Consider the following 26,774-nt stretch of genomic DNA (forward strand, 5'->3'; position numbering starts at 1 on the left):
TGGCCGGACGGCCATTTCGGCCGCTTCCTGACATTTTGCCGTCAAGATGCCCTCTCGAACTTGTCGGATTTTCTTCCTGTGGACCGTCCCATGTCACGCCTGTCGCTTGCCGCTGCTCCGTTCCTCGCCCTCGCCGCCTGCTCGGTCCAGCCGGCCGCGGCCGCGCCGTCGGTCAGTGCCGGCTGCGGCGGCACAGCCACGCCGATTGCCGACCTCCGCGGCGCAGGCGGCCCGTCGCCGCTGGCCGGGCAAACGACCTCGATCGAAGCGGTCGTCACCGCGGCCTTCGGCGGCGCCGACGGCCTCGGCGGCTTTTTCGTCCAGCAGGCCGACGCGCAGCGACGGCACCGGCCGGGCGTCCCGGAAGGCGTGTTCGTGTACGCGCCGAACGCGCACGCGCAGGCCGGCGACCTCGTGCATCTCACGGGCCGCGTCGACGAGCGATACGGCCGGACGCAATTCACGCTGTCGGGCGGCGTGACCGTCTGCGCACGCGGTCAGACGGTCACACCGGCGACGCTCACGCTGCCGGTCGCAACGCCGGCGGTACTGGCCGCACATGAAGGCATGCGGGTGCGCCTGCCGCAAACGCTGATGGTCAGCGATACCTACGAACTCGGCCGCTACGGCAGCGTCGTCCTCAGCAACGGCCGGCTGCGCATCCCGACCCACGTCGCACCGCCGGCCGAGGCCGCCGCGCTCGCGGCAGCCAACGCACGCAACCGCATCGTGCTCGACGACGGCTCGAATCGCCGCGATCCCGCGACCGTGCGCTATCCGCCGCCCACACTGAGCGCCGCCAACACGCTGCGCGCGGGCTACACGGTGCGCGGCGTCGAAGCTGTGCTCGAACTGCGCCACGGCGCGTGGCGGCTGCAACCGGTGGCCGGCGCGGCGCCGGTGTTCGATGCCGCCGCGAACCCGCGTACCGATGCGCCGGCCCGGCATCCCGACGCCGACATGCGCATCGTGTCGTTCAACGTATTCAACTATTTCAACGGCGACGGGCATGGCGGCGGATTCGATGCCCCGGCCAACCGGGGTGCGAAAACGCCCGCCGCGTTCGCGCGGCAGGAGGCGAAGATCGCCGCGGCGTTGCGCGCACTGCGTGCCGACGTGATCGGGCTGATGGAAATCGCGAACAACGGCCACGGTGAAGCAAGCGCCGTGCGCCGTCTCGCCGCGCGACTTGGCGACGGCTGGCGCGTGGTCGATCCCGGCACCGCGCGGCTCGGCCGCGATGCGATCGCGGTCGCGCTGCTGTACGACAGCCGCACGGTCGAGCCGGCCGGGCGCGCGGCGACCGTCGCGCTCGGCGGCCGGCACCGCCCGCCGCTCGCGCAGACATTCCGGCGCATCGGCGGCACGCGCGCCGTCACGGTCGCGGTCAATCACCTGAAATCGAAGAACTGCCCGAACGCGACCGGCGCCGATCGCGACCAGTCGGACGGCCAGGGCTGCTGGAATGCGGCGCGCACGCGGGCCGCCGCGCGCGTCGCCGACTGGCTCGCCACATCGCCAACCGGCACCGCGGCGGACGGCGTGCTGCTGATCGGCGACCTGAACAGCTACGCGAAGGAAGATCCGGTTCGCGCGCTCGAATCGCGCGGCTACGCGAATCTGGTGGCCCGCTTCGTCGGCGATGCTGCGTACAGCTACGTATTTCGCGGCGAAGCGGGCAGCCTCGACCACGCGCTCGCCACGCCGGCGCTCGCCGCGCGCGTGAAGGCGGTGCACGTCTGGCACATCAACGCCGACGAGCCGGTCGCGCTGCAACCCGTGCCCGATTACAAAACGTCCGCACAACGGTCGTCTTATTACGCACCCGACGCGTACCGGTCATCGGATCACGATCCCGTCGTGATCGACGTCGCGCTTGGCGACAGCGGACCCTTGGCGGTCACGGGCACAAGCCGTGCTCGTCGACAAACCGTCGACTAGTGCATTTGCATCAGCACAACGCCTGCAACGGCACTATTTACCTGGTAGCCCTGGCGACGCGATATTTACCGGACCGTCACCGCGTACCGCAGCCCGATACGCCGCTTCGCCCGGAATGCGAATTTTTTTCAACCGCCGCGCCGCCCCGTGTGGCGGGGCTTCGCGGCAATCCTGCCGACGAATTGAAAATTTGTCTCGAAACTCAACTGGGCCAAGTGAATCACATTAGTTGCAGGGATTCGTCTTATCTTCAAATTGGCCTTGAATCGAAGGAGGATAAACACCATGGCGCTCACCGACTCGATCGAACACAAGCTGGACCGCGGCCTGTCCGACATTCGCCGCACGGGCCGGCGCGTGGGACGCACGACGCGTTCGGCTGCCCGCGACCTGCATGCCGACGTCACCGACGATCTGCGCGGGCTGGTCGACGAACTGGAAGATCTGCTGAAAAACGATGGCGACGGCGATATCGCCGCGCTGCGCAAGCGCGTGCAATCCCGGCTCGATGAAGCGCGCAGCACGCTCGACCATGCGTCGGGCAGCGCCGTCGCCCGGCTGCGCGACTCAGCCGAACGCGTGTCGCAGGTCGTGCAAGACAACCCGTGGCAAACCGCCGGCGTCGTCGCCGGCCTCGCGTTCGTTGCGGGCCTGCTCCTTGCCCGCCGTTGAACGGCGCCGGCTGCCCCGCCGCCCGCACCGTCCGTCCTCAATCAGACAACGAAGGAGAAACGCCATGCAAAACACCTTTGCCATGAAAGCCGCCGCCGCCGTCCTGCTCGGCAGCCTCGCGCTCGCCGGCTGCACGACCACCCCGGACAAACCGGAAAGCGCCGCGGCCAGCGCGTCGAAGCGTCAGTCGATCGACGCCAGCGTCAACGCGACACTGTCGCGCCTCTATTCGACGGTGCCGGGTTCGCGTGAGCTCGTCGCGAAATCGCGCGGCGTGCTCGTGTTCCCGAACGTGCTGCAGGCCGGCTTCATCGTCGGCGGCCAGTCCGGCAACGGCTCGCTGCGCGTCGGGGGCAGCACGGTCGGCTACTACAACACGTCGTCGCTGTCGGTCGGCCTGCAGGCCGGCGCGCAGTCGAAGGCGATCGTGTTCCTGTTCATGACGCAGGATGCGCTCGACTCGTTCCGCAAGTCCGAAGGCTGGGCCGCGGGCGCCGACGCATCGGTTGCGGTCGTGAAGGTCGGCGCGAACGGCGCGGTCGATACGACCACGGCGACCGCACCGGTCGAAGTGCTGGTCCTGACCAATGCGGGCCTGATGGGCGACCTGTCCGTCAATGGCACGAAGGTCACGAAGCTCGATATCTGACGATGCGGCACGCGGCGTCGCGCCGCGTTTGCTTCCCGGCAGCGCCGCGGCCCCGGCCGCGGCGTTTTCGCATGTGCCGCGCGCAGCGGCTATGATGGCGGCACCTTTGCGGGCATACTCCGGTTCGGGTTGCCCGGCGGACGGCCGCCCGCGGCGCGTTGCGCCGCGAACCCGTGACGATCGCGAACCGATCGCGCACGGAGCAACGAGATTCAATCAAACCACGCATCAATCTGCGCGAATGTCATCCATGGAAAGCGGACACGACCACCAAAAATTCTTCTACTTCCTGCTGGCCGCGGTCACCGTCGGACTCTGCTGGATCCTCGCGCCGTTTTCCGGAGCCGTGTTCTGGGGCACCATTCTCGCGATCCTGTTCCAGCCCGTGCAACGCTGGCTCGCCGCGCGCTTCGGCAAGCGGCGCAACCTCGCCGCGCTCCTGACGCTGTCGCTGATCGTCCTGATCGTGATCCTGCCGCTCGTGTTCGTCGCCGCGACGCTCGTGCAGGAAATCGCGTACGTGTACCAGGAAATCAAGACGGCGCAGCCGAACTATTCGCAATACTTCCAGGACATCATCCACGCGCTGCCGTCGTCGATCCAGCACCTGCTGCAGAAATACGGGCTGAGCAACCTCCCGGGCATCCAGAAGAAACTGACCGACGGCGCCGCGCAGATCAGCCAGCTCGCGGCAGCGCAGGCACTCAGCATCGGCCAGAACACGTTCCAGTTCGTCGTGAGCTTCGGCGTGATGCTGTACATGGTGTTCTTCCTGCTGCGCGACGGCGGCGAGATCGGCCGCCGCGTGCGCCGCGCGCTGCCGCTCGACGACGAGCACAAGAACCTGCTGCTGGCAAAATTCACGACGGTCGTGCGCGCGACCGTGAAGGGCAACATCGCGGTCGCGCTCGTGCAGGGTGCGCTCGGCGGCCTGATCTTCTGGATCCTCGGGATCGAAGGCGTCGTGCTGTGGGGTGCGCTGATGGCGTTCCTGTCGCTGCTGCCCGCGATCGGCGCGAGCCTCGTATGGGTGCCGGCCGCGCTCTACTTGCTGATGATCGGCGCGGTGTGGAAATGCGTGATCCTCGTCGTGTTCTGCGTCGGCGTGATCGGCCTCGTCGACAACCTGCTGCGTCCGATCCTCGTCGGCAAGGACACGAAGATGCCCGACTGGGTCGTGCTGATCTCGACGCTCGGCGGGATGGCGCTGTTCGGCATCACCGGCTTCGTGATCGGGCCGCTCGTCGCCGCGCTGTTCATGGCGAGCTGGGACATCTACGCACGCTCCGAACAGGGCGAATGACGCAGCGCGTGGCCGCGTGCCACGCACCTGCAGGCATGCGCCGTCACGGATGGCGAATGCGGATCACGACGGGCGCCTCGGCGCCCGTTTCTGCATCCGCCGCCAGCGACATCACACCGCCATACGGGCCCACGCGATACGTGCGCCCCGACACCAGCGGCATGCTTCGATCGTCGTGCGCATCGCGCCACGTGGCCCGCACGCGCGAAGCGACCTCCGGCGCGAACGGCGCACCGTCGGGACCGACCAGCGCCACATGGGCGCCCGGCAAACGCCGGCCATGTGCATCGAACCGCAGCGTTGCCGCCGCCCCGCCGCGCGCCCTCTCTCGACTTTCGACCACTACGGCCGACGGTGCGTCGAGCGTCACGTCGTAGAGATCGACGAGCGCGCCCGTGAACCGCACGTCACCGCCTGACGCGGCGTGCCCGGCCGCCACCGCATTCGACATCGCGAACGCCACGCCAAACCCGATCGCCACCTTCCGCACGGCACCGGCGCACTGCGCCGTTCGATTGCGCATCACTGCCGATTGCGCCCGATTCGCGTCGTTTCGCATGTTCCCTCCCCTCTGCCGCGTGACCAGAAAAAAAGGCGGCGTGACGCGTCGGTCACGCCGCCTGTCTGCTGGCAATCACTTTAGGGAGAGACGTCCGGACAAGATATGGGACAAGTCCTAAACTAAGGCCCGACTGATCGAACGCGCAGCGTTCGGCACCCGCTCGCGGCGGCGTACGAACAGCCTCGCACGCCGGGCCGCGGGCCGGTCACGCGTCCGGATCGACGCGCAGCACGAGCTTGCCGCGATGGTCGCCGTCGAACAGGCGATTCAGCACGTCGGGCGCATTCTCGAGACCGTCTGCAACAGTCTCCTCGGCCTTGAGCCGGCCGTCGCGCAGCCAGCCTGCGAGTGTCTGCACGGCCTCGCGGCTCTTGCGATAGTCGAGGATCAGGAAGCCGCGCATCGTCAGCCGCTTCGAGATCAGCACGCCGACGTCGTCCGCCGCGCGCCCGCTGTTGTAATTCGAGATCACGCCGCACAACGCGACGCGCCCGCCGATCACCATCCGCGACAGCACCGCGCGCATCACCTCGCCGCCGACGTTCTCGAAGTTCACGTGCACGCCGTCCGGCGTCGCCGCCTTCAGCTGCTGACGGAAATCGTCGGCCTTGTAGTCGACGGCCGCGTCGAAGCCGAGCGTCTCGGTCAGGTAGCGGCACTTGTCCGCACCGCCCGCGATGCCGACCACGCGCGCGCCGTGGATCTTGCCGATCTGCCCGGCGATCGAGCCGACCGAGCCGGCCGCCGCCGAAACCACGAGCGTCTCGCCCGGCTGCACCGGCGCGATGTCGGTCAGCCCGTAGTACGCGGTCAGCCCGCTCATCCCGCACGCGCCGAGCAGCGTCGGCAGCGGCAGGCCCGACTGCGCGGGCAGCTTCACGAGCTGCGCGGCCTGGTCGGCCGGCACGACCGCGTAGTCCTGCCAGCCGACGAGCCCCTGCACGAGATCGCCTTCCGCGAACCCCGCATGGCGCGACGCGACCACGCGCCCGATGCCGAGCGCGCGCATCACCTCGCCGATCGCGACGGGCGGCAGGTACTGCGGCACGTCGCTCATCCACACGCGGTTGGTCGGGTCCATCGACAGGTACAGCACGCGCACGAGCACCTCGCCGTCCGCGAGCGCCGGCACCGGCGTCTCGACGAGCGAAAAGTGTTCGCGGCCGACCCGCCCTTCCGGGCGCGTCTTCAGCAGCAGTTGGCGGTTCACGGGTGTGGACACGATGTTCTCCTCCGGTCGTTGTAGTTCGGGATGCGCGTCAGACCGCGCACATGCCGCCGTCGATCACGAGTTCGGCGGCCGTCACGAAGCGGCTCTCGTCGGACGCGAGATACACGGCCGCATGCGCGACGTCGTCCGGCTCGCCGAGCCGGCGCAGCGGAATGCCGCGCGCGAGCTTGCGTGTCGCGTCGCGTTCGCCGAGCGACTGGAACAGCGGCTCGACGATCCCCGTGCGGATGAACGCCGGGTGAATCGAGTTGCAGCGCACGTCGATCTCGCGGCGTGCGCAGTCGATCGCGACCGACTTCGTCAGCGACGCGACCGCCGCCTTCGACGCGTTGTACGCGGTGAAATCCGGCTCGACCTTGAACGCGGCGACCGACGAGATGTTGATGATCGACGCGGGATGGCTTTCGGCCAGATACGACAGCGCATGCTTGCAGCCGAGCACGATGCTCTCGACGTTGATCGCCATCACGCGCCGCCATTCGTCCAGCTCGATCTGCGCGGGCGAGCCGATCGAGCCGACGCCCGCGTTGTTGACGAGTACCGACAGCCCGCCCATCGCGTCGACCGCCTGCGCGAGCAGCGCCTGCCAGCGCGCTTCGTCGCGCACGTCCTGCGTCGCGGCGAACGCGACCGGCGTCGCGTGGCCCGCGTTGAGTTCCTGCGCGAACGCGTCGAGCACCGCCGCGTCGGCGATGTCGGTCACGAACACGCGCGCGCCCTGCTCGACCATCCGGCGCGCGATCGCGCGGCCGAGGCCGCCCGCGGCGCCCGTGATGTATGCGCACTTGCCGGCAAGGCGCGAAGAAACGACTGTCATGTGACCTGCTCCTATCGTGAATCGTCGTCGCGGAACGCTGCCGCGACGGGTTGGCCGTGCCTGTTCCGGCCGACGCGGGCCGGTCGACCGTGCCTCGACATCGCAAGGCGCCGCACGGTTTCCGCGAGTATATCGAGATGAACCTGACGCGTGCCGGACGCGCGCCGGGCAGCCTGACGCCGTTGAACGACAGCCAGCGTACGCGAATGCCGCCAATCGATGAAATGAATAATCGTTATGCCCGGTCATACGCACGGTTCATGACCTTCGCGTGCCGGCACGCATGCACAGGCGCGCGGCGCCTGCCGGTCATGCAGGGCCGCCGGTTCATTGATTTGGGGCGTAACGGAAGGCGCGCGCCGCGCAGGCGAGGAAACAACCGGGAAGATGGACGGGTGTGGAACCGTGCAACCGCCGAGCGAACGCCGGCGGCAAGAAAGCGGCGCCGGTGCGCCGCGACCGCCTACCGTCAGAATCCGTCGCCCGACGGCGCGCGCACGAACGCGCAGAGCTGCGGCGAATGGGTGTCGATCATCTGCTGGAACGGCGCGCGGTGCCCGTACGCGATGCCCGACACGAGCAGCAGGCAGGCGGCCGCGACGCGCGGCGAGAAAGCACGCTGCCGCGCGCTGTCGTAGCCGCGCAGGAACAGCAATGCGACCAGCGCGCCGAGCATCCAGCCGACGATCACTTCCGGAACGGTGTGCGAATGATCGAACACGCGCGCGACGGCCGTGATCGCACCGACGGCCAGCCCGGCCGCGATGCCGGGCGCCTTGCCCGGCCGGAACGCCTGCCACAGCATCGACAGCGCGACGGTCCACACGGACGTCGACAGCATCGTATGGCCGCTGATCACGCGGAAATCGAATTGCGGCAGCTCGATGCCGCACCCGGCATACAGGATCTTGGTGGCGCCGACGAGGCCCATGCCGGCGGCGAGCAGCACGCCCCAGCGGACGGCGAGGCGCCAATCGGTCAGCGCGAACCACGCGGCGCACGTCAGCGCGATCGGCAAGGTCAGCGCGGCATCGCCGATGTTGCTGATTTCACTCCACATAACGGACTTCGGACGACGATCGAAAGGCCGCAGTTTACCGCATGCGCGCCGCGCGACTGTGTCAGCCTGTGACAGGCTGTATCAGCCCGCGACACCGGTAATCAGCAGCAGGTTCGTGCCGGTGATGACGGCGAACAGCGCCCACGCGGCCATTTGCATCCCGCGCCCGATCGTGTGCTCGCCCATCGTGTTGCGATCGCTGACCGAGCGGATCAACGGCCACATCGCGAACGGCAGCTGCAGGCTCAGCAGCACCTGGCTCCACACGAGCAGCTGCCCGACCGAGCCGTCGCCGAGCCACAGCACGCCGATCAGCGCCGGCACGAGCGCGAGCCCGCGCGTGATCAGCCGGCGCTGGTAGCACGGGATCTTCGTGTGCAGGAAGCCGTCCATGATGACCTGGCCGGCGATCGTGCCGGTCAGCGTCGAGCTCTGCCCCGATGCGAGCAGCGCGATGCCGAACAGCAGTGCGGCCGCGCCGCCCGCGATCGGCGTAATCAGCTTGTAGGCCTGCTCGATGTCGGTCACGTTGTGCTGGCCCGTCGCGTGGAACGCGGCGCCGGCGACGACCAGGATCGCCGCGTTGACGAGCATCGCGACGAACAGCGACACGAAGGTATCGATGCGCACCAGCGCAAGCGTGTCGCGGATCATCCCGCGCGCGCCGCCGACCACGCGCCGCGTCTGCACGACCGACGAATGCAGGTACAGGTTGTGCGGCATGATCGTCGCGCCGACGATGCCGAGCGCGAGCACGATCGCGTCCTTGCGGTCGTGGCCCGGATCGCCCGGCACCAGCCCGCCGACCACCGCGTGCCAGTCGGGCGGCGTGATCGCGACCTGCGCGACGAAGCAGAACGCCATCGTCGCGATCAGCGCGAGCACGATCGCCTCGATCTGCCGGAACCCCTTGCCCTGCAGGCCGAGCACGATCACCGTGTCGAGCGCGGTCAGCACGATCCCCCACGCGAGCGGCACGCCGAGCAGCAGCTTGAACGCAAGCGCGCAGCCGAGGACTTCCGCGATGTCGCACGCGATGATCGACACTTCGGCGGTCACCCACTGCACGATGCGGCCGAACCGGCCATAACGGTCGTAGCTGGCCTGCGCGAGATCCCTGCCCGCGACGAGCCCGAGCCGCGCCGCGAGCATCTGCAGGAAGATCGCCGCAAGGCTCGAGAACGCGACGACCCACAGCAGCGAATAGCCGAACTGCGAGCCGGCCTGGATGTCCGTCGCCCAGTTGCCGGGATCCATGTAGCCGATCGCGACCAGCAGGCCGGGGCCGAAGAAACGCTTGAGCTTCTGCCAGCGCGGCGCGCCGGCATCGATCGTGATGCTGCCCTTTACTTCCGACGGGCAGAAAGGGGCGGTGGCGGTAGTGGGGAGGAAGGGCATGGAAACCGGGGATCGAGATCGCGACAGGACGATTCTACGGGTATCCGTCCGGTTTTCTCCCGCGCGACGGTGCACGTGGCGCATAGCCCCCCGGTGTCGTCGCCGTCCCCCCCGTCCGCATCGGGCGGCGGGGTGCCACGGGTGAGGATCCGTTCACGCTCGGTGACGCGATATTCGGTCGGCGACATCAGCATGCGCTGGCGAAACAGCTTCGCGAGCCGCTCGCCGCTGCCGAACCCGGTGCGGCGCGCGACCTTGTCGGCCGGCAGCGTCGTGTGCACCAGCATGTGGCAGGCGCGCTCGAGCCGCACGTGCTGGACGAACTCGGTCGGCGTCACGCCGATCTCCTTCTTGAAGCGCCGCAGGAAGTTGCGCTCGCTCATCGCGGCGGCCTGTGCGGCGTTCGCGATCGAGATGCGGTTCACGCTCTGCGCGCGCAGCCGCTGCGCCGACATCCGGATCGACGGGCTCGCGCTCAGCTCGCGAAAGGCCCACATCGACTGCGTATAGCGTTGCTCGACCGGCCGCAGCATGTTGCTGGCGATCTCCTGCGCGGCGCCGTCGCCGAGATCGACGCGGAATATGTCGAGCACGGCAGCGAACACGTCGGTTTCGCCGGCCTGCACCTCGACCGTCGTGGCGACCCGACGCCCGCCCCGGCCGGGCCGCTCATCGAGCGCCGCCGACGGACGCTGCATGGCCGCCAGCGTGGGCAGGTCCATCCCGTCGACGATCCAGCGCGCATGACGGCGAATGTCGGTGAGGCGGCGCTGCAATGCGTCGTCCCAGTTGACGGCCGCGCGGTCACCGTGAAGATGAAAGAACGCGAGCGCGCGGCGACCGTGCTCGTCGCCGAACGGATCGGCTGCGATGCTGACGCCGGACGACGACTGCAACAGCCCCCCGCTTTCGGATACGTACTTCAACTGGTAGTCGGCACTGTATGCGTGCAGGCGATTCGCCAGGTTGAAAGCCTCGCCAAGGCGCGCGGCCTGGGCCAACGAAAATCCCGTACTCAAATAGATAACGACCCATCTCTGATCTGCTGCATTCACTGGCCAAGCCCCCGACTTGTTCGACTTCTTTTAATACCGTCGAACTGTCAGGCTTATATTTGGTTTGAATGCGTGCGACAGGACGGCTATCCCGAAATATGAAGCGACGGCATCTTAGCCGAACGGGTCGCGCCTTTGGCGCGAAATGGCCGACGTGGACAGCATGATGGCGGATTACTACAGGCTGTCAGGGGTTGCTGGTGGGGCTGCGCGGAATTACCCGGGCCGATGGCGCCAATTATTGCGATCGTGTACGTCGCAATCCGCGCATTTCATCGCGATATATTGCGTCGGGTATCCGGATAAATGCACAACCGAATATCGGCGCAAACGATATCGATACGGTTTCAAACCCATCGATCGCCATGCACGAAAGCCTGCACATCCGTTGCCTGCGCATCCTTTAGAATCGGTCCACCCTTCACCACGCCACCCGCGCCCCGTGCCCGCCGATCACCGTCTCGACCTGAACCTGTTTCGCGTGCTCGACGCCGTCTACGTGCATGGCGGCATCGGCGCGGCCGCCCGCGCGCTGCATCTCACGCAGCCGGCCGTCACGCATGCGCTCAACCGGCTGCGCGCGCACTTCGACGATCCGCTGTTCGTGCGGCAGGGCAACCGCGTCGTCGCAACCGAGCGCACGCGCTCGATCATCGCGGACGTGCAGTTGCACCTGAAGGGCCTGCAAGGCACCGCACGCACGCCGTCGGCATTCGATCCCGCGACGCTCGACCTGAGCATCGCGGTCGGCATTCGCGACGTGCTCGAATCGATCGCTCTGCCGCGGATCGTCGCCGCGTTCGCCGACGAAGCGCCGGGCCTGCGGCTCGTGAGCCGCCGCATCGCGGTGGCCGACATCGAGCGTGAACTCGCATCGGGCAATCTCGATCTCGCCGTCGATCGCCGCGTGCCGACCGGCCCGCGCATCGCCACCGAACACCTGCTCGACGATTCGCTCGTCGTCGCGTTGCGCAGCGATCATCCGCTTGCGCGCGACACGCTGCGGCGCGGCGACTATTTCGCGGCGCAGCATGTCGCGGTGTCGTCGCTCGGCGAGCCGCAATCGCTCGACGTGCTGCTCGGCAACGACGGACGCTTGCGCGATATCCGGCTCACCTGCCAGCACTATTTCGCCGCGTGCCAGATCGCCGCGACCGGCAACCTGCTGGTCACGCTGCCGCACACCTATGCGTTGCGGATGGCCGCGCTGCTGCCGATCGTCGTGCGGCCGCTGCCGTTGCGGCTCAAGCCGTTCCCGCTCCTCGCGTACTGGCACGTATCGCGCGACGCCGATCGTGCGCACCAGTGGGTGCGCGAACGCATCGCCGCGCTCGTGCGCAGCAGCGCCGGCGCCGCCGACGCGTAACCGCATCGCGCGCGTCGTCACGACCGGGGCGGTATGCTGACGGCTGCACGCCGCCACGCGGCGCCCGCTTCCTTCCTACTGCTGACCGGAGACTTGCCATGTCGCTCATCCATGCCGCCGCCGTCCTCGACGCCGATGCGCCCGACTACGTCGTCCAGCTGCAGGCCGGCACGCACGCATTGACCGGCGACGAAGCGCCCCGCGAAGGCGGCCAGGGTCGCGGGCCGGCGCCTTACGAGTTCGTGCTGGCCGGCCTTGCGCAATGCACGGCCGCGACGCTACGCATGTACATGCAGCGCAAGACGTGGCCGGCCACACGCATCGACGTGCGCACCGAGCTGCATGCCGATCGCGACGGCACGCAATACGTGCGCCGCGTCGTGACGCTCGACGGCCCGCTCGACGATGCGCAACGCCAGCGCCTGGCCGAAATCTGCGAGAAGACGCCGGTCACGCAGTTCATCAAGCGCGGCACGCGGATCGACACGACGTTGAACTGACACGCAGCGCGCGCCGCGCACGCGACGCACGATCGCCGCGCAAAAAAACGGGGGGCCGCGCACGATGCGCGGCCCCCCGTTTCGTCGAACCCGTCAGGCGCTTACAGACCGAGCGCGGACAGGTCGAGCTTGCCGTCCTTCAGCGGCGGGCACCAGAAATACGCGCCCGTCAGCGGCCGCGTAAAGCGGAACAGGCCGTCGACGATCCCGTCTTCCGCGCCGCTCATCCGGCGCATCTGCACGTCGAACGCGCGGAACGAGCAGCCGAACGCGACGAAGTAGAGGCCCGCACGACGCGCATCCGACCACGGCGACGAACGGCGCAGCATGAACGCCTCGGGTTCGAAGCTCTCCTGCGCGGTGCGCTTCACGTGCGCGAATGCGGGCGCGTCGTCGAGTTCCTCGTTGTCCGAGCGGCGGCGCCCGATGATGTTGTCCATGTCGCCCGTCGGGATGCGCTCCATCTGGTCGAAGTCGTGCAGCCATTGCTGGACCGCGACGAAGCTCGCACCGTCGAGCCCCGCGCCCTGCCCCGTCACGATCGCCGCGGCCACCGCTTCGTCGCCTTCCGGGTTCTCGGTGCCGTCCTCGTAGCCGGACAGGTCGCGATCGTTCGAATAGCGGAAACCGTCGACCGCATCCTGCAACGCAAATGCGGGCGCCAGCGCGCGTTCGATCGCCCGTGCGCGCAGCACGATCTCGCCGCGATCGTCGCCGCGCAGCCAGACCCACACGTCGGCCGGCGTCACCGGCAGCGTGCGGTCCTTCACCGCGAACGCCGGGCATTCGGTCAGGCCCGGCACCGGGTGCCCGAGGTGCGCCGCCAGCGCATGCCCGAACCCGACGACCGTGTCGCGTCCGTCGACGATCTCGCGCAGCGCGGCCAGCGCCGCCGCCACATTGCCGTCATTCGACATCGTGAAAGTGAGGTATCGGGCCGCCGTATCGATCGGGGTCAGGATGCCTTGCTGAACGTCGCTCATCGTTTCCTCAGGAATGTATCGTGGTGAATCTGCGAGGGCCGCGGCGGCGTGCGCCGCAGACGCTGAAGTGTAATCGATGCGGGTGCCGCCCCTTGCGCTGCCGCACTGGGGAAAGGCCGCAAAAGAAGGGCCGAAACCCTGAATACTAACCGTATCGACGCTGCAACGCCGCATTCGTCAGACGTTGCGGCGCGCCCGACACTGCTGATAGAATCTTTCCACGTCTTTTCGGCGTCCTTTCAACCGTTCACTTCAGGGGAGGTGCAGATGTTCCGATTGCCAGCAACCTTCCCGAACGTGGTCCCACGGCGCAGCTGATCCAGCCCGCCGTCCGCGCCGGCTCCCGAGTTTTCCGCTAACCCGTCAGCCGCGCCGTTTCCCGACAGCCCGTTTCGTTTTCCGCCCGCGATTTTCGCGCGGTCCGGCTGTTGCGTTTTCGATGTTCTCCGAACCGGAAAGTCCCGTCGCGCGATGCGCCGGGCAACGATAAATGACCAGAAAAACCTCCCATCTGGGCGGCCAGGCATTCCAGGCCGTCTTCGGCTTCACCTTCCGTTACTGGCGCAAGCAGCCGGCCCGCACCGCCACGGTCGCCGGCCTCGCACTGCTCGCCGCGCTCGCCGACGTGCTCACGCCGCTGTTCGCCGGCCGCCTCGTCGACGCGCTGTCGACCGGCCTGACCGACCGCGCCGCCGCGTGGCATGCGGCGCTCGTCGCGTTCGGCACGCTCGCCGCGCTCGGGCTCGGCGCGACGATACTGCGGCAAGGCGTCTACCTGAACATCATCACGCTCACGCTGAAGATGATGAGCGAGATCGCGGCCGCGTCGTTCCATCGCGTGCAGCGCTTCTCGACCGACTGGCACGCGAACAGCTTCGCGGGCTCGACCGTACGCAAGATCACGCGCGGCATCTGGGCGCTCGACCTGTTGAACGACACCGTGCTGATCGCGCTGCTGCCGTCGGTCACCATGCTCGTCGGCGCCACCGTGCTGCTCGGCACGCACTGGCCCGTGATGGGGCTCGTCGTCGGCGCGGGTTCGCTGCTGTACATCACGGTGACGGTCGCGGTGTCGCTCGGCATCGTCGCGCCGGCCGCGCGGCTCGGCAACCTGTGGGATACGCGCATGGGCGGCGCACTTGCCGATGCCGTGAGCTGCAACGCGGTCGTCAAGGCGTTCGGCGCGGAAACGCGCGAGGAAGCGCGGCTCGCGCGCGTGATCGGCAAGTGGCGGCAGCGCACGCGCCGCACGTGGGTGCGCGGCACGCTCAACGGCGGGTTGCAGGGCGCGATGCTCGTCGCGATGCAGGCCGCGATGATCGGCGTCGCGCTGCGGCTGTGGGCGAACAATGAGGCGAGCGTCGGCGACATCGCGTTCGCGCTGACGATGTTCTTCATGCTGCAGGGCTACCTGCGCGACGTCGGGATGCACATCCGCAACCTGCAGCGCTCGGTGAACGACATGGAAGAACTCGTCGCGCTCGAACGCCAGCCGCTCGGCATCGACGATCGTCCCGGCGCACCGGCCATCCGGATCGGGCAAGGCGAGATCCGCTTCGAGCACGTGACGTTCCGCTACGACAACCATCCGGTGCCGCTGTACGACGATTTCTCGATGCGGATCGCGCCGGGCGAGCGCGTCGGCCTCGTCGGCCATTCAGGGTCGGGCAAGACGTCGTTCATCAAGCTGATCCAGCGCCTGTACGACGTGTCGGACGGCCGCATCACGATCGACGGCCAGGACATCGCGCGGGTGCGGCAGGATTCGCTGCGCAGCCAGATCGCGATCGTCCAGCAGGAGCCCGTGCTGTTCCACCGCACGCTCGCGGAGAACATCGCGTATGCGCGCCCCGACGCGAGCCGGGCCGATATCGAGCGTGCCGCGCGGCTGGCCAGCGCGCACGACTTCATCGCCACGCTGCCGGACGGCTATGACACGCTCGTCGGCGAACGCGGGATCAAGCTGTCGGGCGGCGAACGCCAGCGGGTCGCGATCGCGCGTGCGTTCCTCGCCGATGCGCCGATCCTGATCCTCGACGAAGCCACGTCGAGCCTCGACAGCGAGAGCGAGCTGCTGATCCAGCAGGCGATGGAGCGGCTGATGGTCGGCCGCACGACGCTCGTGGTCGCGCACCGGCTGTCGACCGTGCGCGCGCTCGACCGGCTGCTGGTGCTCGATCGCGGCAAGGTGATCGAGGAAGGCAGCCACGATGCGCTGATCCGGATCGACGGCGGCATCTATCGCCGGCTGTTCGAGCGGCAGGCGCTGGAACTCGCGAAGGGGCTCACCGATTCGCCGCGGCGCACGGCGGACGACGATGCCGGGCCGCTGGGCGAGCCGGCCGAGGTGTGACGCAAGCATGTCGCCATGCGTGCCGGCGGTGCGGTCATCACCGCCGGCACGCGTCGATAAACGGATCCGGATCAAGGCCGTGCCAGGTGCACGGCCTTTTCTTGCGTCCGCGCCTCGCACCTGCCGCCCCGACGCCGCGCGCCGCGACGTGCCCTTTTCCGGTATCCCTTATCATGTCGACCAGGAAATTTGCGACTAGGGATCGACCATGTTTACAGGAATTGTCCAGGGCGTTGCCACCATCAAGACCATCGCCGATCACGGGGAACTGAGAACCTTCAGCATCGAATTCCCGGAACGCTTTACCGACGACATCGAGATCGGCGCCAGCGTGTCGGTCGACGGCGTCTGCCTGACGGTGACGACCATCCATTCGCCGGAACTGATCGACTTCGACGTGATGCTGCCGAGCCTGCGGATCACCACGCTGGCCGATCTCGCGACGGGCGCGCACATCAACGTGGAGCGGGCCGCGAAGGACGGCGCGGAAATCGGCGGGCATCCGCTGTCCGGCCATGTCGACTTCACCGGGACCATCCGGCACATCGCGATGTCCGAACACAACCGGATGGTGCGCATCGAAGTGCCGGAGGCATTCAAGCGGTATGTGTTCGCGAAGGGCTATATCGCGATCAACGGCTGCAGCCTGACGGTGTCCGACGTCAACCGCGACGAAGGCTGGTTCGATGTCTGGCTGATTCCCGAAACGCGCCGCGCGACGACCTTCGATGCAAAAGGCGTCAACGACACGGTCAACATCGAGATCGAGCGCAGCACGCAGGTGGTCGTCGATACGATCCGGGAATCGGTCAAGGAAACGCTCGGCGAACTGAACGGCGTCGTCACCGCCTTGCTGGCGGAAAAAGGCATCGATATCGAGGAGCTGCTGGCGCGCCATGTCGCGCGCCTGCCGAAGCAGTAACGGGTGCCGGGAAGCCAGGTGATCCGCTGGATCACCGCGTACCGGCCGCGACCGGATGCGAACCGTGGTCACGCAAAGCCATCGACGCCACGATAAAGCGTTCGATGTCGGTGGCCACATTTTCGGGTGAACCGTCGCTCGCAAACCGCTTGCAGTTCAGGCGCATGAACGCGGGGAGCCGATCGCGGATCTTGCGCATCTCGTCGGCTTCATTCGCATGTAGATACGGCCGGGACATTTGCCGGCCCACGATCAGTGTCGCGCAGCGTTCGAGGTCGAACGACGGCAGCAGGAGCGCGGTGTATCCGTCCTCCTCGATGCCACGGCGAAGCGCCGGATAGGCCGGCGCGACCTCGGTCGGATACAGCATGAAACCGGACGAAACCGCGCAGATCGTGGGCACCGAAGTATCGCGCCTGAGTTGCGCGTACAGCCTGACGTTGTGCGCGGCGTATTCGACATAGCCGCGGTCCCGGATGAACTCGGCGATGTTCCCGTGCGCGGCCAGGAAACAGCGATCCACATCGACGAACCGCCAGTTCAGGCGCGCCGCGACGATCGCCCCGACCGTGGTCTTGCCGGCCCCGCCCGGCCCGATCAGATGTACCAGCAACGACTCGCTCCCCCGCCGGCATCGCTCGCATCGCGTTCCCGGAGGAGCCGCGACGAATCTTCATTACGCACCCGCGTCACTCCGCTTCGGCCTGCGTGCCCTTCCCCACCGCCACACGCTGCGCGCGATAGATCCCCGCGTGCCCCGAGAACAGATACGCGACGACACATGCAACGATCGCGTACACGCCGATATCCGCGCCAAACAGTTCGATCGCCATGATCGTCGATGCGATCGGCGTATTGGCCGCACCGGCGAATACCGCGACGAAGCCGAGCCCCGCGAGCACGGGCACCGGCAGCGCCAGCACCTGGCCGAGTGCGTTGCCGAGCGTCGCGCCGATGTAGAACAGCGGCGTCACTTCGCCGCCCTTGAACCCCGATGCGAGCGTGACGACGGTGAACGCGAACTTGCCGGCGAAATCGTAGAGCGACAGCGGGCCGTGGAACGCGGCCTCGATCGTCGGGATGCCGAGGCCGAGATACTGCGGCACGTTCAATGCGGTGGCGGCCGCCGCGACCAGCAGGCCGCCGAGCACCGGCTGCAGCGGCGCATAGCGGACGATGCGGCGGAACCACGCGGTCAGCGCATGCGTCGCGAACGCGAACAGCCGCCCGACCACGCCGAACGCGATGCCCGCGACGACCGTCACGGCCAGCCCCGTCGCCGACACGGCCGGCACGAACGGAATCGCATAGGCCGTGTGATGCACGCCCCACGCGCGGCAGACGACGTCCGCGACGATCGCGGAGGCGACGCAGGTCAGCAGCGCGTCGTACCGCACGCGCCCGATCGCGAGCACCTCGAGCCCGAACACCGCGCCCGCGAGCGGCGTGCCGAACACCGATGCGAAACCGGCCGCGATGCCGCCCATCAGCAGCACGCGGCGATGTTCGCGATCGAGACGGAACACGTGCGTGATGCGATCGGCGAGCGCGCCGCCCATCTGCACCGCCGTGCCCTCGCGGCCGGCCGAGCCGCCGAACAGGTGGGTGACGACGGTCGCGACGAGCACGAGCGGCGCCATCCGCTTCGGCACGAGTGCCTTGGGGTCGTGAATCTCGTCGATCAGCAGGTTGTTGCCGCGCGCGACGGACTGGCCGAAGCGATGGTAGATCCAGCCGGTCGCGAAACCGGCGGCCGGCAGCCCCCACACCAGCCACGGATGCGCGACGCGTGTGCCGGTCGCCCAGTCGAGCGCGATCAGGAACAGGGCGGAAGCCGTGCCGGCCAGCGTGCCAAGCAGGGCCGAGAGCGCGAGCCAGCGGCACACGTAGCGCACGGTCGCGAGAAGATCGGCAGAAGTCGTGAAAAACATGATTTCCAGATTCGACGGAACATCAAAACCTGGGCGGCAGAAATCCGCATGGACGGCCTGCGACCTCCTGACGACCCAGGAACACGCAGGCATCATCAGCCGGGCTAACCGGCGGTTGAGGGCCGCACCGTGCGCAACAACGCGCCGCGTACGACCGCAGGGAGGCATGCCATCTCCGCTGGCCGCCATTGTACGCGACGCCACGCACCGCTCGCAATGCGGCCACCGGGCGGCTCCGCGCGCGCCCTGGGCGCCGTCAGTCGCGCAGCGGGCGCGTGATGCGCGAGATCAGCTGGGGCGCGATCCGCTCCAGCGGCAGGATTGCCGACGCCGCGCCGATCGCCGCGGCCGCCTTCGGCATCCCGTAGACGGCGCTGGTCGCCTCGTCCTGCGCGATCGTGTAGCAGCCCTTCGCGCGCATCGCCTTCAGGCCGAGCGCGCCGTCGCGCCCCATGCCCGTCAGCAGCACGCCGAACGCCTCGCCCTGCCAGCCGTCGGCGACGCTGTTGAAGAACACGTCGATCGACGGCCGGTACGGCGTCTCGACCGGATGCCGCGTATAGCCGAGCACCCCGCGCGGCGACAGGTACAGGTGATCGTTGGTCGCCGCGAGCAGCACCTCGCCGGCCTGCGGCACGCTGCCCTGCCGCGCGACGCGCACCGGCAGCCGCGTATAGCCGTCGAGCCACTCGGCCATCCCGAGTGCGAACGCCTGGTCGACGTGCTGGACGATCACGATGGCCGCCGGAAAATCGGCCGGCAGCGCCCGCAACAGCGCGGTCAACGCGGTCGGCCCGCCAGCCGACGCGCCGATCGCGACGAGCGTCGGCTGGCCGCGCTCGGGCGCCGGCCCCGGCGGCACGAGCGCCGCGGTGCGGCTTTCGAGCAGCCGGCCGATCTGGTCGATTTTCGCGAGCAGCGCCTGCGGCGACGCGCCGGCCGACAGCCCGAGCGCGAGCGTCGGCGTGTCGACCGCATCGAGCGCGCCGGCGCCCATCGCCTCGTAGACCGACGACGTGTTCGCGCTGACGCTCGCCGTCACGATCAGGATCGCGCACGGCGCACGCGCCATGATCCGGCGGGTCGCGGCGACGCCGTCGACCTTCGGCATCACGAGATCCATCAGCACGACATCGGGCGGATGCGCGACGCAGAAATCCACCGCCTCGTCGCCGTCGGTCGCGACCCACAGCACGCGGTGGTCCGTGCGCAGCGCAATCACGCGGCGCAGCGCCTCCACGGCCAGCGGCAAGTCGTTGACGATGCCGATGTTCATCCGCGCGCGTCCCCGATCAGGTCGTGCACGGCGTCGAGCAATGCCTCGTCGTGGAAGCTGCTCTTCGCGAGGTAGTAGTCGGCACCCGCATCGAGCCCGCGGCGGCGATCCTCGTCACGATCCTTGTACGACACGATCATCACCGGCAGGCGCTTGAGCATCGGATCGTTCTTGATCAGCGTGACGAGCTCGATGCCGTCCATGCGCGGCATGTCGACGTCCGTGACGACCAGATCGAACGCGTCGCTGCGCACCGCGTTCCAGCCTTCCATCCCGTCGACCGCGACCGTCACGTCGTAGCCGCGCTTTTCCAGCAGCTTGCGTTCGAGCTCGCGCACCGTCAGCGAATCGTCGACGACCAGCACGCGGCGGCGCCGGTCGACGAGCGCGAGTTGCGGGTCACGCGTGAGCCGCGCGAGCTGGCCGCCGCGCACGAGCTTGTCGACCGAGCGGATCAGGTCCTCGACGTCGACGATCAGCACCGGGTCGCCGTTCTCGAGCAGCGCGCCGGCCGCTATGTTCTGGATCTTGTGCAGGCGGCTGTCGAGCGGCTGCACGACGAGCATCCGCTCGCCGAGGAAGCGGTCGACCGCGACACCGTACAGTTCGGGCTCCCCGCCGACGACCACCACCGCCGTGCTCGTGCGCGCGACGTCGGGCTCGCCCGCATCGAGCAACTGGTGCGCGGCGACGAGGCCCGCGCGCCGGCCGTCGAACGGAAAATGCGGTTGCCCTTCGAGCACGTCGATATCGTCGTGCGCGAGTTCGAGCGTGCGGCGCACGTGCGCGAGCGGGAACGCATACGGCTCGCCGCCGACTTCGACGAGCAGGCTGCGGATCACCGACAGCGTCAGCGGCAACTGCAGCACGAAGCGCATGCCCGCGCCCGGCTCGTTGAAGATCCGCACCGCGCCGCGCACGCCGCGCACCATTTCCTGCACCGCGTCGAGGCCGACGCCGCGGCCCGACACGTCGGTCACCGCATCGCGCATCGAGAAGCCCGGCAGCAGCAGGAATTCGAGCAGCTCGGGATCGGACAGCCGCGCGGCCGTCTCGTCGTCGGTCAGGCGCTGGCGGACGACGGCCGCGCGCAGCGCGTCCATGTCGACGCCCGGGCCGTCGTCGATCACGCTGACCAGCAGCGAGCCGGCGCTGTGACGCGCCTCCAGCGTCACGCTCGCCTCGGCCGGCTTGCCGCGCGCACGCCGTGCGTCCGGCGAATCGACACCGTGATCGATCGCGTTGCGCAGCAGGTGGCCGAGCGGCGCGTCGAGCAGGTCGAGGATGTCGCGGTCGACCTGCGTACCCTCGCCGACGATCGAGAAACGCACCTGCTTGCCGAGCGAACGCGCGAGATCGCGGACGATGCGCGGGTACGCGCGTGTCGCGTCGCCGAACGGCCGCATCCGGCATTGCAGCGCCTCGTCGTAAAGCTGCTCGGCGATATGCGTGCTGCGCCGCTCGAAGCGGTCGAATTCGTCCATGCGCTCCGCGAGCGAACGCTGCAGGTCGTTGAGCATGTGCCGCACTTCGTTCATCGACGCGAGCATGCCCGCGTCGAGATCGTCGGCGAATTGTTCGTACATCAAATCGAGCGAGCGGGCCGCGTCGCGCTGGGCGCGCTTCACGCGCAGCATCGATTCGGCGAACGGCTTGAGCCAGCGCGATTCGACCAGCGATTCGCCGGACAAGCTCAGCAGCCGGTTCAGCGTATCCGCACGCACGCGGCGCATCGCGCCGGCACCGGCCACGCGGCCGGCCTGGGCCGGATCGGGCACCGTGCCCGACACGGCGAGCGGCGGCACCGCGGCGTTGGCGCCGACCGGCTCGTTCGCCGCGCCGTCGTGCTCGCGATACGGCACGACCGACGGCGGCAACGGCGGCGGGACGGCGGCCGGCGCCTGCATCGTCTGCGCGCCGTCGGCACCCGTCAGCGCCGCCGCGAACACGTCGATCTCGGTCTGCGTGACGGGCTGCCCCTGCGGATCGCCGACGCGCACCAGCAAATCGACGCCGGCCAGCAGCACGTCGACGTGCGTGGCCGTCAGCGCGATCGTGCCGGCCTGTGCGGCGACGAAGCACTCTTCCATGCGCCCCGCGATCTCGACGCCGAGCGGCACGCCGACGATGCGTGCGGCGCCCTTCAGCGAGTGCGCGGCGCGCATGCACGCCTCGAGCGCGACGGAATCGGGTTCGCCCGATTCGAGCGCGAGCAGCCGCTCGGACAGCGCCTGGGTCTGCGTGCGCGTCTCCTCGCGATACAGCTCGAGCAGCGACAGGTGGCTCAGGTCGTCATCGCCGCTCATCGCATGCTCCGTGTGACTGCGTCGAACAGGCGGTCGTCGTCGAGCAGGCCCACCGACTTGCCGCGCCACGACAGCACGCCGCGCGACAGGCCGGCGCTCGCGCGCCCGACCGTCGCCGGCACGGGCACCCAGTCGGATGCGCCGAAGCGCAGCACGCCCTCGACTTCGTCGACCGGAAACACGACCGGCTCGCCCTGGTGCGCAGCCACCAACAGCCGCGTGAAGCGGCCATCGTCACCACCGTGGCCGTGGCCGCCCTTGCCGGCGTCGAGGCCGAGCAGCGCGCCGATCGAGATCGCAATGCGCAGCGTGCCGCGGATGTTGACCACGCCGCGCACGGCCGAATTGCGCCGATGCGGCAGCGAATGGATCGGGCGCGTGCCAGCGATCTCGCGCAGCACGCCGATCGGCAGCGCGAGCCATTCGTCGGCCACGCGAAATGCCAGCGCCGCGTGGCGCGTATCGGCATCGGTGTCGTGCACGTGCGGCGCGCCGGGCGCGCTCATCCGGCGCGTGGCGTCGGCCATCTCGGCCGCGTCGAGCGGGCGCTCGAGCAGCTTCGCCGCGTGATACGCGTACACCGGGCAGTTCAGGCAGCGCAGGCAGTCGTTCAGCCGCTCGCACGTGCGGTCGCCACGCGTGCCGATCCGGTTCCAGCAATCGTCGACGTCGATCGTCGTCTCGTCAATGGCAGCGGCGGCGCGGTTCATCAAATCCTCTCGTCATCGCGGTGTCGGTCCCCAACCCGTAGTCTTGTCAGCCGGCCGAGCGCCGTGCGCGCTCGAGCAGCCATTGCGCGCCCGCACGATCGCCGCCGACGTCAAGCAGCGTCGCCAGATGGGTCAGCGCTTCGTGGTGCGTGGGCCGCAGGTACAGCGCCTTCCGGTAGAAGTCGCCGGCTTCTGCAGCGCGGCCGCGCGCATCCGCGATCAGCCCGTTCAGGTAGAACGCATCGGCATGCGGACCGACACGCGCCGAGAACTGCGCGAGCACACGCTCGGCCTCGTCGAACGCGCCGGCATTCGCGAGCGCCTGCGCATCTTCCAGCGTCGGCGCGGCGACTTCAGCGACCGGCGCAACCGACACAACCGACACAACCGGCACAACCGGCGCAGCCGATTCGGCCGCCGCCACCGGCAGGTCGGTCCATCCGTCGAACGCAGTCGCCTGCATCGCGGGCGGCGGCGCCGCGAACGGCTGACGCGCATCGCCGAGCCAGGCCGGCGGCGCGACCGCCAGCACCGAACGCGTCGCCGCGAGCGGCGCGACCGTGAAACGCTCCGCGCGCCGGTACGGCGCTGCCGCCGACAGCGGTGCCGCCGGCCGGGCCGCGAATACGTCGGCCGCCGCGCCGGCGGGCCCGCGATGAAACGCGAATGCCAGCGGCACGCGCGCCGAGCGCATCCCGTGCCGCATCGCGACCCCCGTTTCGGCCGGCCCGACGAACAGCATGCCGTCGTCGGCCAGACGCTCGTCGAGCGAGCGGATCACGCGGTCCTGCGCGTCGCGATCGAAGTAGATCAGCACGTTGCGACAGAACACGAAATCGTAGCGAATGCCCGTATCGGCAGCCGGTTCGACGAGGTTCGCCTGACTGAATTGCACGCACGCGCGTACGCGCTCGTCGAGCAGCCAGCCGTCGCGGGTCGGCGTGAAGTGCCGCGCACGAAACTCCGTCGCGGTGCCGCGGAACGCATTGCGCCCGTAGCAGCCGAGCCGCGCCTGCTCGATCGCGCGCGCGCTGAGGTCGATCGCGTCGATCGTGAAGCTGGCCGGGTCGAGCCCCGCGTCGAGCAACGCCATCGCGGCCGAATACGGCTCCTCGCCCGTCGAGCACGGCGCGCTCAGCACGCGGATCATGCGGCCGGGCAGCGCGGCGAGCCGTTCGGCCGCGAGCCGCGCGAGCGTCGCGAAGGCCTCGCGATCGCGGAAGAACCAGGTCTCGGGCACGACGAACAGCTCGATCAGCGCGCGCCGCTCGTCGGCGGACGCGTTGAGCTGTTGCCAGTAGGCGTCGAGCGCGTCCTGCGTTACCGGCGGCCGCGCCGCCGACGGCAGGCGCTCGCCATCCGCCTGCAGCGCGTGCACGCGTTCCGTCAGCGCACGGGTCAGGAAATCGTTGCCGAGCGAATCGGGGTCGATACCGGTCTCGCGCAGCAGCCAGCCGCGAAATCGCGATTCGGACTCTTTCATGCGAACTCCCCCCCGTGGCCCGGCAGGCCGTCGAACAGATACAGGCGCGCTACGTCGTCGACCAGGTCGGACACCGAGACCTGCTGCACGACACCGTCGGGCGTATTCGCGACCGGCCCGAGCCAGCGCGTGCGCGCGGTCGAGATGCCGCTCGACCGAAACGCCGCGCGGTCGATCCGCATCGTCTGTGTCGCACGCTCGACGATCAGCCCGATCGTGCGCTCGCTGCCCGCCTCGGCCGCGCGATAGCGGACCATCACGAGCCGGGTCGAGCGCAACGCATGCGCGCGGCGCCCGAGCGCCAGCATCGGCACGTCGATCACCGGCACCGGCTGGCCGCCGCGCATCAGCAGCCCGGCGATCCAGTCGGGCGCGCCGGGCACGGCCTTCGTGACCGCGAGCGGCAGCACCTCCTCGATGCCGGCCGCGTCGAGCGCATAGCGTTCGCCGTCGAGCTCGAACATCAGGAACAGCGCGTGGGCGCCGTTCTGCGGGTCGGCGCGCGTCACGCGTCGACCTTGAAGCGCGACACGCTGGTACGCAACTGGTTCGCGACGAGCGTCAGGTCGTCGATCGCCTGCGACGACTGGCGCAGCGACTCGGCCGTCTGCTGCGCGGCTTCCGACAGCTGCGACAGCGCCTGCGTGATCTGCTCGGCGCCGTTCGCCTGCGTCTGCATCCCTTCGTTGACCATCTGGAAGCGCGGCGCGAGCGTCTGCACCTCGGCGATGATCTGCGACAGCTGCCCGCCGACCTGCTGCACGTCGAGCATGCCGCGACGCACTTCCTCGGAGAACTTGTCCATCCCCATCACGCCGGCCGACACCGCCGACTGGATTTCCTTCACCGTCTGCTCGATGTCGTAGGTCGCCACCGCCGTCTGGTCGGCGAGGCGGCGAATCTCGGTCGCGACGACCGCGAAGCCGCGGCCGTACTCGCCGGCCTTCTCCGCCTCGATCGCCGCATTCAGCGACAGCAGGTTGGTCTGGTCGGCCACCTTGGTGATCGTCGCGACCACCTGGTTGATGTTCAGCGCCTTCTCGTTGAGGATCGCGAGCTTCGCGTTCACCGAGCCGGCCGCGTCCATCACGCTGCGCATCGTCTCGCCCATCCGCGTGAGCCCGCTCTGGCTCACGCCCGCGAGCGTCGCCGACTGCTCGGCCACGCCGGCCACTTCGTTCATCGTGCGCAGCAGGTCGCGCGACGTCGCGAAGATCTCGCGCGAGGTCGCGCCGATCTCGGTCGTCGTGGCCGCGGTTTCGTTCGCGGTCGCCTGCTGTTCGCGCGACGTCGCCGCGATCTCGGCCACCGACGTCGTCACCTGCAGCGACGACTGCTGCGCGCGTGCGACGAGCTCGGTCAGCTCGTCGGCCATGCGGTTGAAGCCCGTCTCGAGCGTGCCGAATTCGTCGCGGCGGCGCAGGTCGAGGCGATGCGTGAGGTTGCCGGTGCGCATCACGTCGTGTACCTCGACGAGCCGCGCCATCGGTACGGTCACCGAACGGTACAGCACATAGCCGAGCCCGAGCGCGGACAGCAGCACGAACGCCACCGCGACCGCGAGCACCACCTCGGTGTCCTGCACGGATTCGCGGATCAGCTTCGCGGATTGTTCGGCGAACTTGCGGTTTTCCTGCACCAGCACGTTCGCGTTGCGCACGACCTCGGTCCACGCGGGCTGCGTTTTTGCGTACGCGGCGACGGCCTCCTCGCGGGACACGCGGCTCTTCTGCACGGCTTCGTTCAGCAGCGGCACATAGTGGTCGTACGCGCCGCGGAACGCCGCGAAGCGCTGCCGGTCGTCGTCGCGGAACGTCGTGCTCTGGTAGTCGACCGACAGCGACTCGATATCCTTCAGCGCGTCGGAAATCTTCGCGAGATCGCGCTGCACGATTTCGGGATCGGTGTCGACGAAGGTCGCCTGCTGCAGCAGCGTGAACGATTCGTTGACCGAACCGCGCAGCGACGACGCGAGGTAGACGCCGGGCAACGAGTCGCGCTCGATGCTGACGGCTTCGCTGTTGATCGCGCGCAGTCGCTCGTACGACACGCCGGCTGTCACCAGCATCAGCACGAACAGCACGCCGAAGCTGAGCAGGATGCGATTGCCGAGCGTCAGCCGGGCAGCGCCGATCGTCGGATGCAGGCTTTCATTGGTCGCGCGGGGCGTCACGGTGGCCATGTTCGTTATGGGCTTTCTAATATCAGCGTTGAAAAAATCCGCGCCCGCCTGCGCGCCGGACGGCGCGCCACGAG

23 protein-coding genes and 1 riboswitch are annotated in these 26,774 nt (G+C 68.7%); of the genes, 8 read left to right on the plus strand and 15 right to left on the minus strand.

Translation table 11 applies throughout. The features are described 5' to 3' along the window. Positions 1-90: 90 nt before the first annotated feature. The 4 genes from BDI24065_RS27175 to BDI24065_RS27190 all read left to right on the plus strand — a co-directional run bounded on the left by BDI24065_RS27175 (position 91) and on the right by BDI24065_RS27190 (position 4,565). On the plus strand, positions 91-1,941 hold the full coding sequence (locus BDI24065_RS27175; protein ID WP_175033876.1) for an ExeM/NucH family extracellular endonuclease: 1,851 nt from the start codon (positions 91-93) through the stop codon (positions 1,939-1,941). A 285-nt stretch (positions 1,942-2,226) separates the two neighbouring features. Continuing rightward, positions 2,227-2,613: a DUF883 family protein gene (locus tag BDI24065_RS27180; protein ID WP_011355880.1), complete on the plus strand. Its 387-nt coding sequence runs from the start codon at positions 2,227-2,229 to the stop codon at positions 2,611-2,613. A gap of 64 nt (positions 2,614-2,677) precedes the next feature. Beyond that, entirely contained in the window at positions 2,678-3,262 is a 585-nt protein-coding gene (locus tag BDI24065_RS27185; protein WP_175033877.1) for a BPSL1445 family SYLF domain-containing lipoprotein, read from the plus strand. Between the two features lie 250 nt (positions 3,263-3,512). Then, a complete protein-coding gene (locus tag BDI24065_RS27190; RefSeq protein WP_175033878.1) occupies positions 3,513-4,565 on the plus strand; it encodes an AI-2E family transporter in 1,053 nt (350 codons plus the stop codon). Between the two features lie 43 nt (positions 4,566-4,608). Here the strand turns inward: BDI24065_RS27190 and BDI24065_RS27195 are convergent, their stop codons facing one another. The 6 genes from BDI24065_RS27195 to BDI24065_RS27220 all read right to left on the minus strand — a co-directional run bounded on the left by BDI24065_RS27195 (position 4,609) and on the right by BDI24065_RS27220 (position 10,634). Continuing rightward, positions 4,609-5,124, minus strand: a complete 516-nt coding sequence (locus BDI24065_RS27195) for a thioesterase (RefSeq protein ID WP_175033879.1) — start codon at positions 5,122-5,124, stop codon at positions 4,609-4,611. A 208-nt stretch (positions 5,125-5,332) separates the two neighbouring features. Beyond that, a complete protein-coding gene (locus BDI24065_RS27200) occupies positions 5,333-6,349 on the minus strand; it encodes an NADP-dependent oxidoreductase (protein WP_096474887.1) in 1,017 nt (338 codons plus the stop codon). 37 nt (positions 6,350-6,386) lie between these two features. Then, complete coding sequence (locus tag BDI24065_RS27205) at positions 6,387-7,175, minus strand: SDR family oxidoreductase (protein ID WP_059521513.1); 789 nt, start codon at positions 7,173-7,175, stop codon at positions 6,387-6,389. A gap of 469 nt (positions 7,176-7,644) precedes the next feature. Then, a complete protein-coding gene (locus tag BDI24065_RS27210; protein ID WP_175033880.1) occupies positions 7,645-8,235 on the minus strand; it encodes a phosphatase PAP2 family protein in 591 nt (196 codons plus the stop codon). 81 nt (positions 8,236-8,316) lie between these two features. After that, positions 8,317-9,633 (minus strand): Nramp family divalent metal transporter, encoded by a 1,317-nt coding sequence (locus BDI24065_RS27215; RefSeq protein WP_175033881.1) that lies wholly within the window; start codon positions 9,631-9,633, stop codon positions 8,317-8,319. Beyond that, complete coding sequence (locus BDI24065_RS27220; RefSeq protein ID WP_175033882.1) at positions 9,582-10,634, minus strand: helix-turn-helix domain-containing protein; 1,053 nt, start codon at positions 10,632-10,634, stop codon at positions 9,582-9,584. Before BDI24065_RS27220 ends, BDI24065_RS27215 begins: the two co-directional genes overlap by 52 nt. Before the next feature lie 496 nt (positions 10,635-11,130). Between BDI24065_RS27220 and BDI24065_RS27225 the strand changes: the two genes are divergently transcribed. Both BDI24065_RS27225 and BDI24065_RS27230 read left to right on the plus strand, forming a co-directional pair. Further along, positions 11,131-12,054: a LysR family transcriptional regulator gene (locus tag BDI24065_RS27225; protein WP_175033883.1), complete on the plus strand. Its 924-nt coding sequence runs from the start codon at positions 11,131-11,133 to the stop codon at positions 12,052-12,054. Between the two features lie 98 nt (positions 12,055-12,152). Then, positions 12,153-12,554, plus strand: a complete 402-nt coding sequence (locus tag BDI24065_RS27230; RefSeq protein ID WP_175033884.1) for an OsmC family protein — start codon at positions 12,153-12,155, stop codon at positions 12,552-12,554. 101 nt (positions 12,555-12,655) lie between these two features. Here BDI24065_RS27230 and BDI24065_RS27235 read toward each other — a convergent pair whose 3' ends face one another. Next, a complete protein-coding gene (locus BDI24065_RS27235) occupies positions 12,656-13,537 on the minus strand; it encodes a Dyp-type peroxidase (protein ID WP_175033885.1) in 882 nt (293 codons plus the stop codon). 490 nt (positions 13,538-14,027) lie between these two features. Here BDI24065_RS27235 and BDI24065_RS27240 point away from each other — a divergent pair, with 490 nt between their 5' ends. Both BDI24065_RS27240 and BDI24065_RS27245 read left to right on the plus strand, forming a co-directional pair. Continuing rightward, positions 14,028-15,890 (plus strand): ABC transporter ATP-binding protein, encoded by a 1,863-nt coding sequence (locus BDI24065_RS27240; RefSeq protein ID WP_175033886.1) that lies wholly within the window; start codon positions 14,028-14,030, stop codon positions 15,888-15,890. Between the two features lie 208 nt (positions 15,891-16,098). Continuing rightward, positions 16,099-16,812, plus strand: a complete 714-nt coding sequence (locus BDI24065_RS27245; RefSeq protein WP_175033887.1) for a riboflavin synthase subunit alpha — start codon at positions 16,099-16,101, stop codon at positions 16,810-16,812. 31 nt (positions 16,813-16,843) lie between these two features. On the opposite strand, the gene BDI24065_RS27250 is transcribed toward BDI24065_RS27245, so the two are convergent. The 8 genes from BDI24065_RS27250 to BDI24065_RS27285 form a co-directional block, all read right to left on the minus strand. After that, on the minus strand, positions 16,844-17,425 hold the full coding sequence (locus BDI24065_RS27250) for a shikimate kinase (protein ID WP_175033888.1): 582 nt from the start codon (positions 17,423-17,425) through the stop codon (positions 16,844-16,846). Between the two features lie 76 nt (positions 17,426-17,501). Beyond that, positions 17,502-18,743, minus strand: a complete 1,242-nt coding sequence (locus tag BDI24065_RS27255) for a voltage-gated chloride channel family protein (protein ID WP_175033889.1) — start codon at positions 18,741-18,743, stop codon at positions 17,502-17,504. Between the two features lie 79 nt (positions 18,744-18,822). Beyond that, positions 18,823-18,929, minus strand: a riboswitch (Fluoride riboswitch). Positions 18,930-18,999: 70 nt separating this feature from the next. After that, on the minus strand, positions 19,000-20,019 hold the full coding sequence (locus tag BDI24065_RS27260; RefSeq protein WP_175033890.1) for a chemotaxis response regulator protein-glutamate methylesterase: 1,020 nt from the start codon (positions 20,017-20,019) through the stop codon (positions 19,000-19,002). Next, a complete protein-coding gene (locus BDI24065_RS27265; protein WP_175033891.1) occupies positions 20,016-22,325 on the minus strand; it encodes a hybrid sensor histidine kinase/response regulator in 2,310 nt (769 codons plus the stop codon). The genes BDI24065_RS27260 and BDI24065_RS27265 overlap by 4 nt, the downstream gene beginning before the upstream one ends. Then, positions 22,322-23,035, minus strand: a complete 714-nt coding sequence (locus BDI24065_RS27270; protein ID WP_175033892.1) for a chemotaxis protein CheW — start codon at positions 23,033-23,035, stop codon at positions 22,322-22,324. The genes BDI24065_RS27265 and BDI24065_RS27270 overlap by 4 nt, the downstream gene beginning before the upstream one ends. Positions 23,036-23,081: 46 nt before the next feature. Beyond that, positions 23,082-24,518 (minus strand): CheR family methyltransferase, encoded by a 1,437-nt coding sequence (locus tag BDI24065_RS27275; protein ID WP_175033893.1) that lies wholly within the window; start codon positions 24,516-24,518, stop codon positions 23,082-23,084. Beyond that, the gene (locus tag BDI24065_RS27280; protein ID WP_175033894.1) at positions 24,515-25,027 is read right to left on the minus strand and encodes a chemotaxis protein CheW; all 513 of its coding nucleotides are present in this window, start codon (positions 25,025-25,027) and stop codon (positions 24,515-24,517) included. The genes BDI24065_RS27275 and BDI24065_RS27280 overlap by 4 nt, the downstream gene beginning before the upstream one ends. Then, the gene (locus tag BDI24065_RS27285; RefSeq protein WP_175033895.1) at positions 25,024-26,700 is read right to left on the minus strand and encodes a methyl-accepting chemotaxis protein; all 1,677 of its coding nucleotides are present in this window, start codon (positions 26,698-26,700) and stop codon (positions 25,024-25,026) included. Before BDI24065_RS27285 ends, BDI24065_RS27280 begins: the two co-directional genes overlap by 4 nt. Positions 26,701-26,774 lie beyond the last annotated feature (74 nt).

This window comes from Burkholderia lata, assembly GCF_902499025.1.
Lineage (GTDB): Bacteria > Pseudomonadota > Gammaproteobacteria > Burkholderiales > Burkholderiaceae > Burkholderia > Burkholderia lata_C.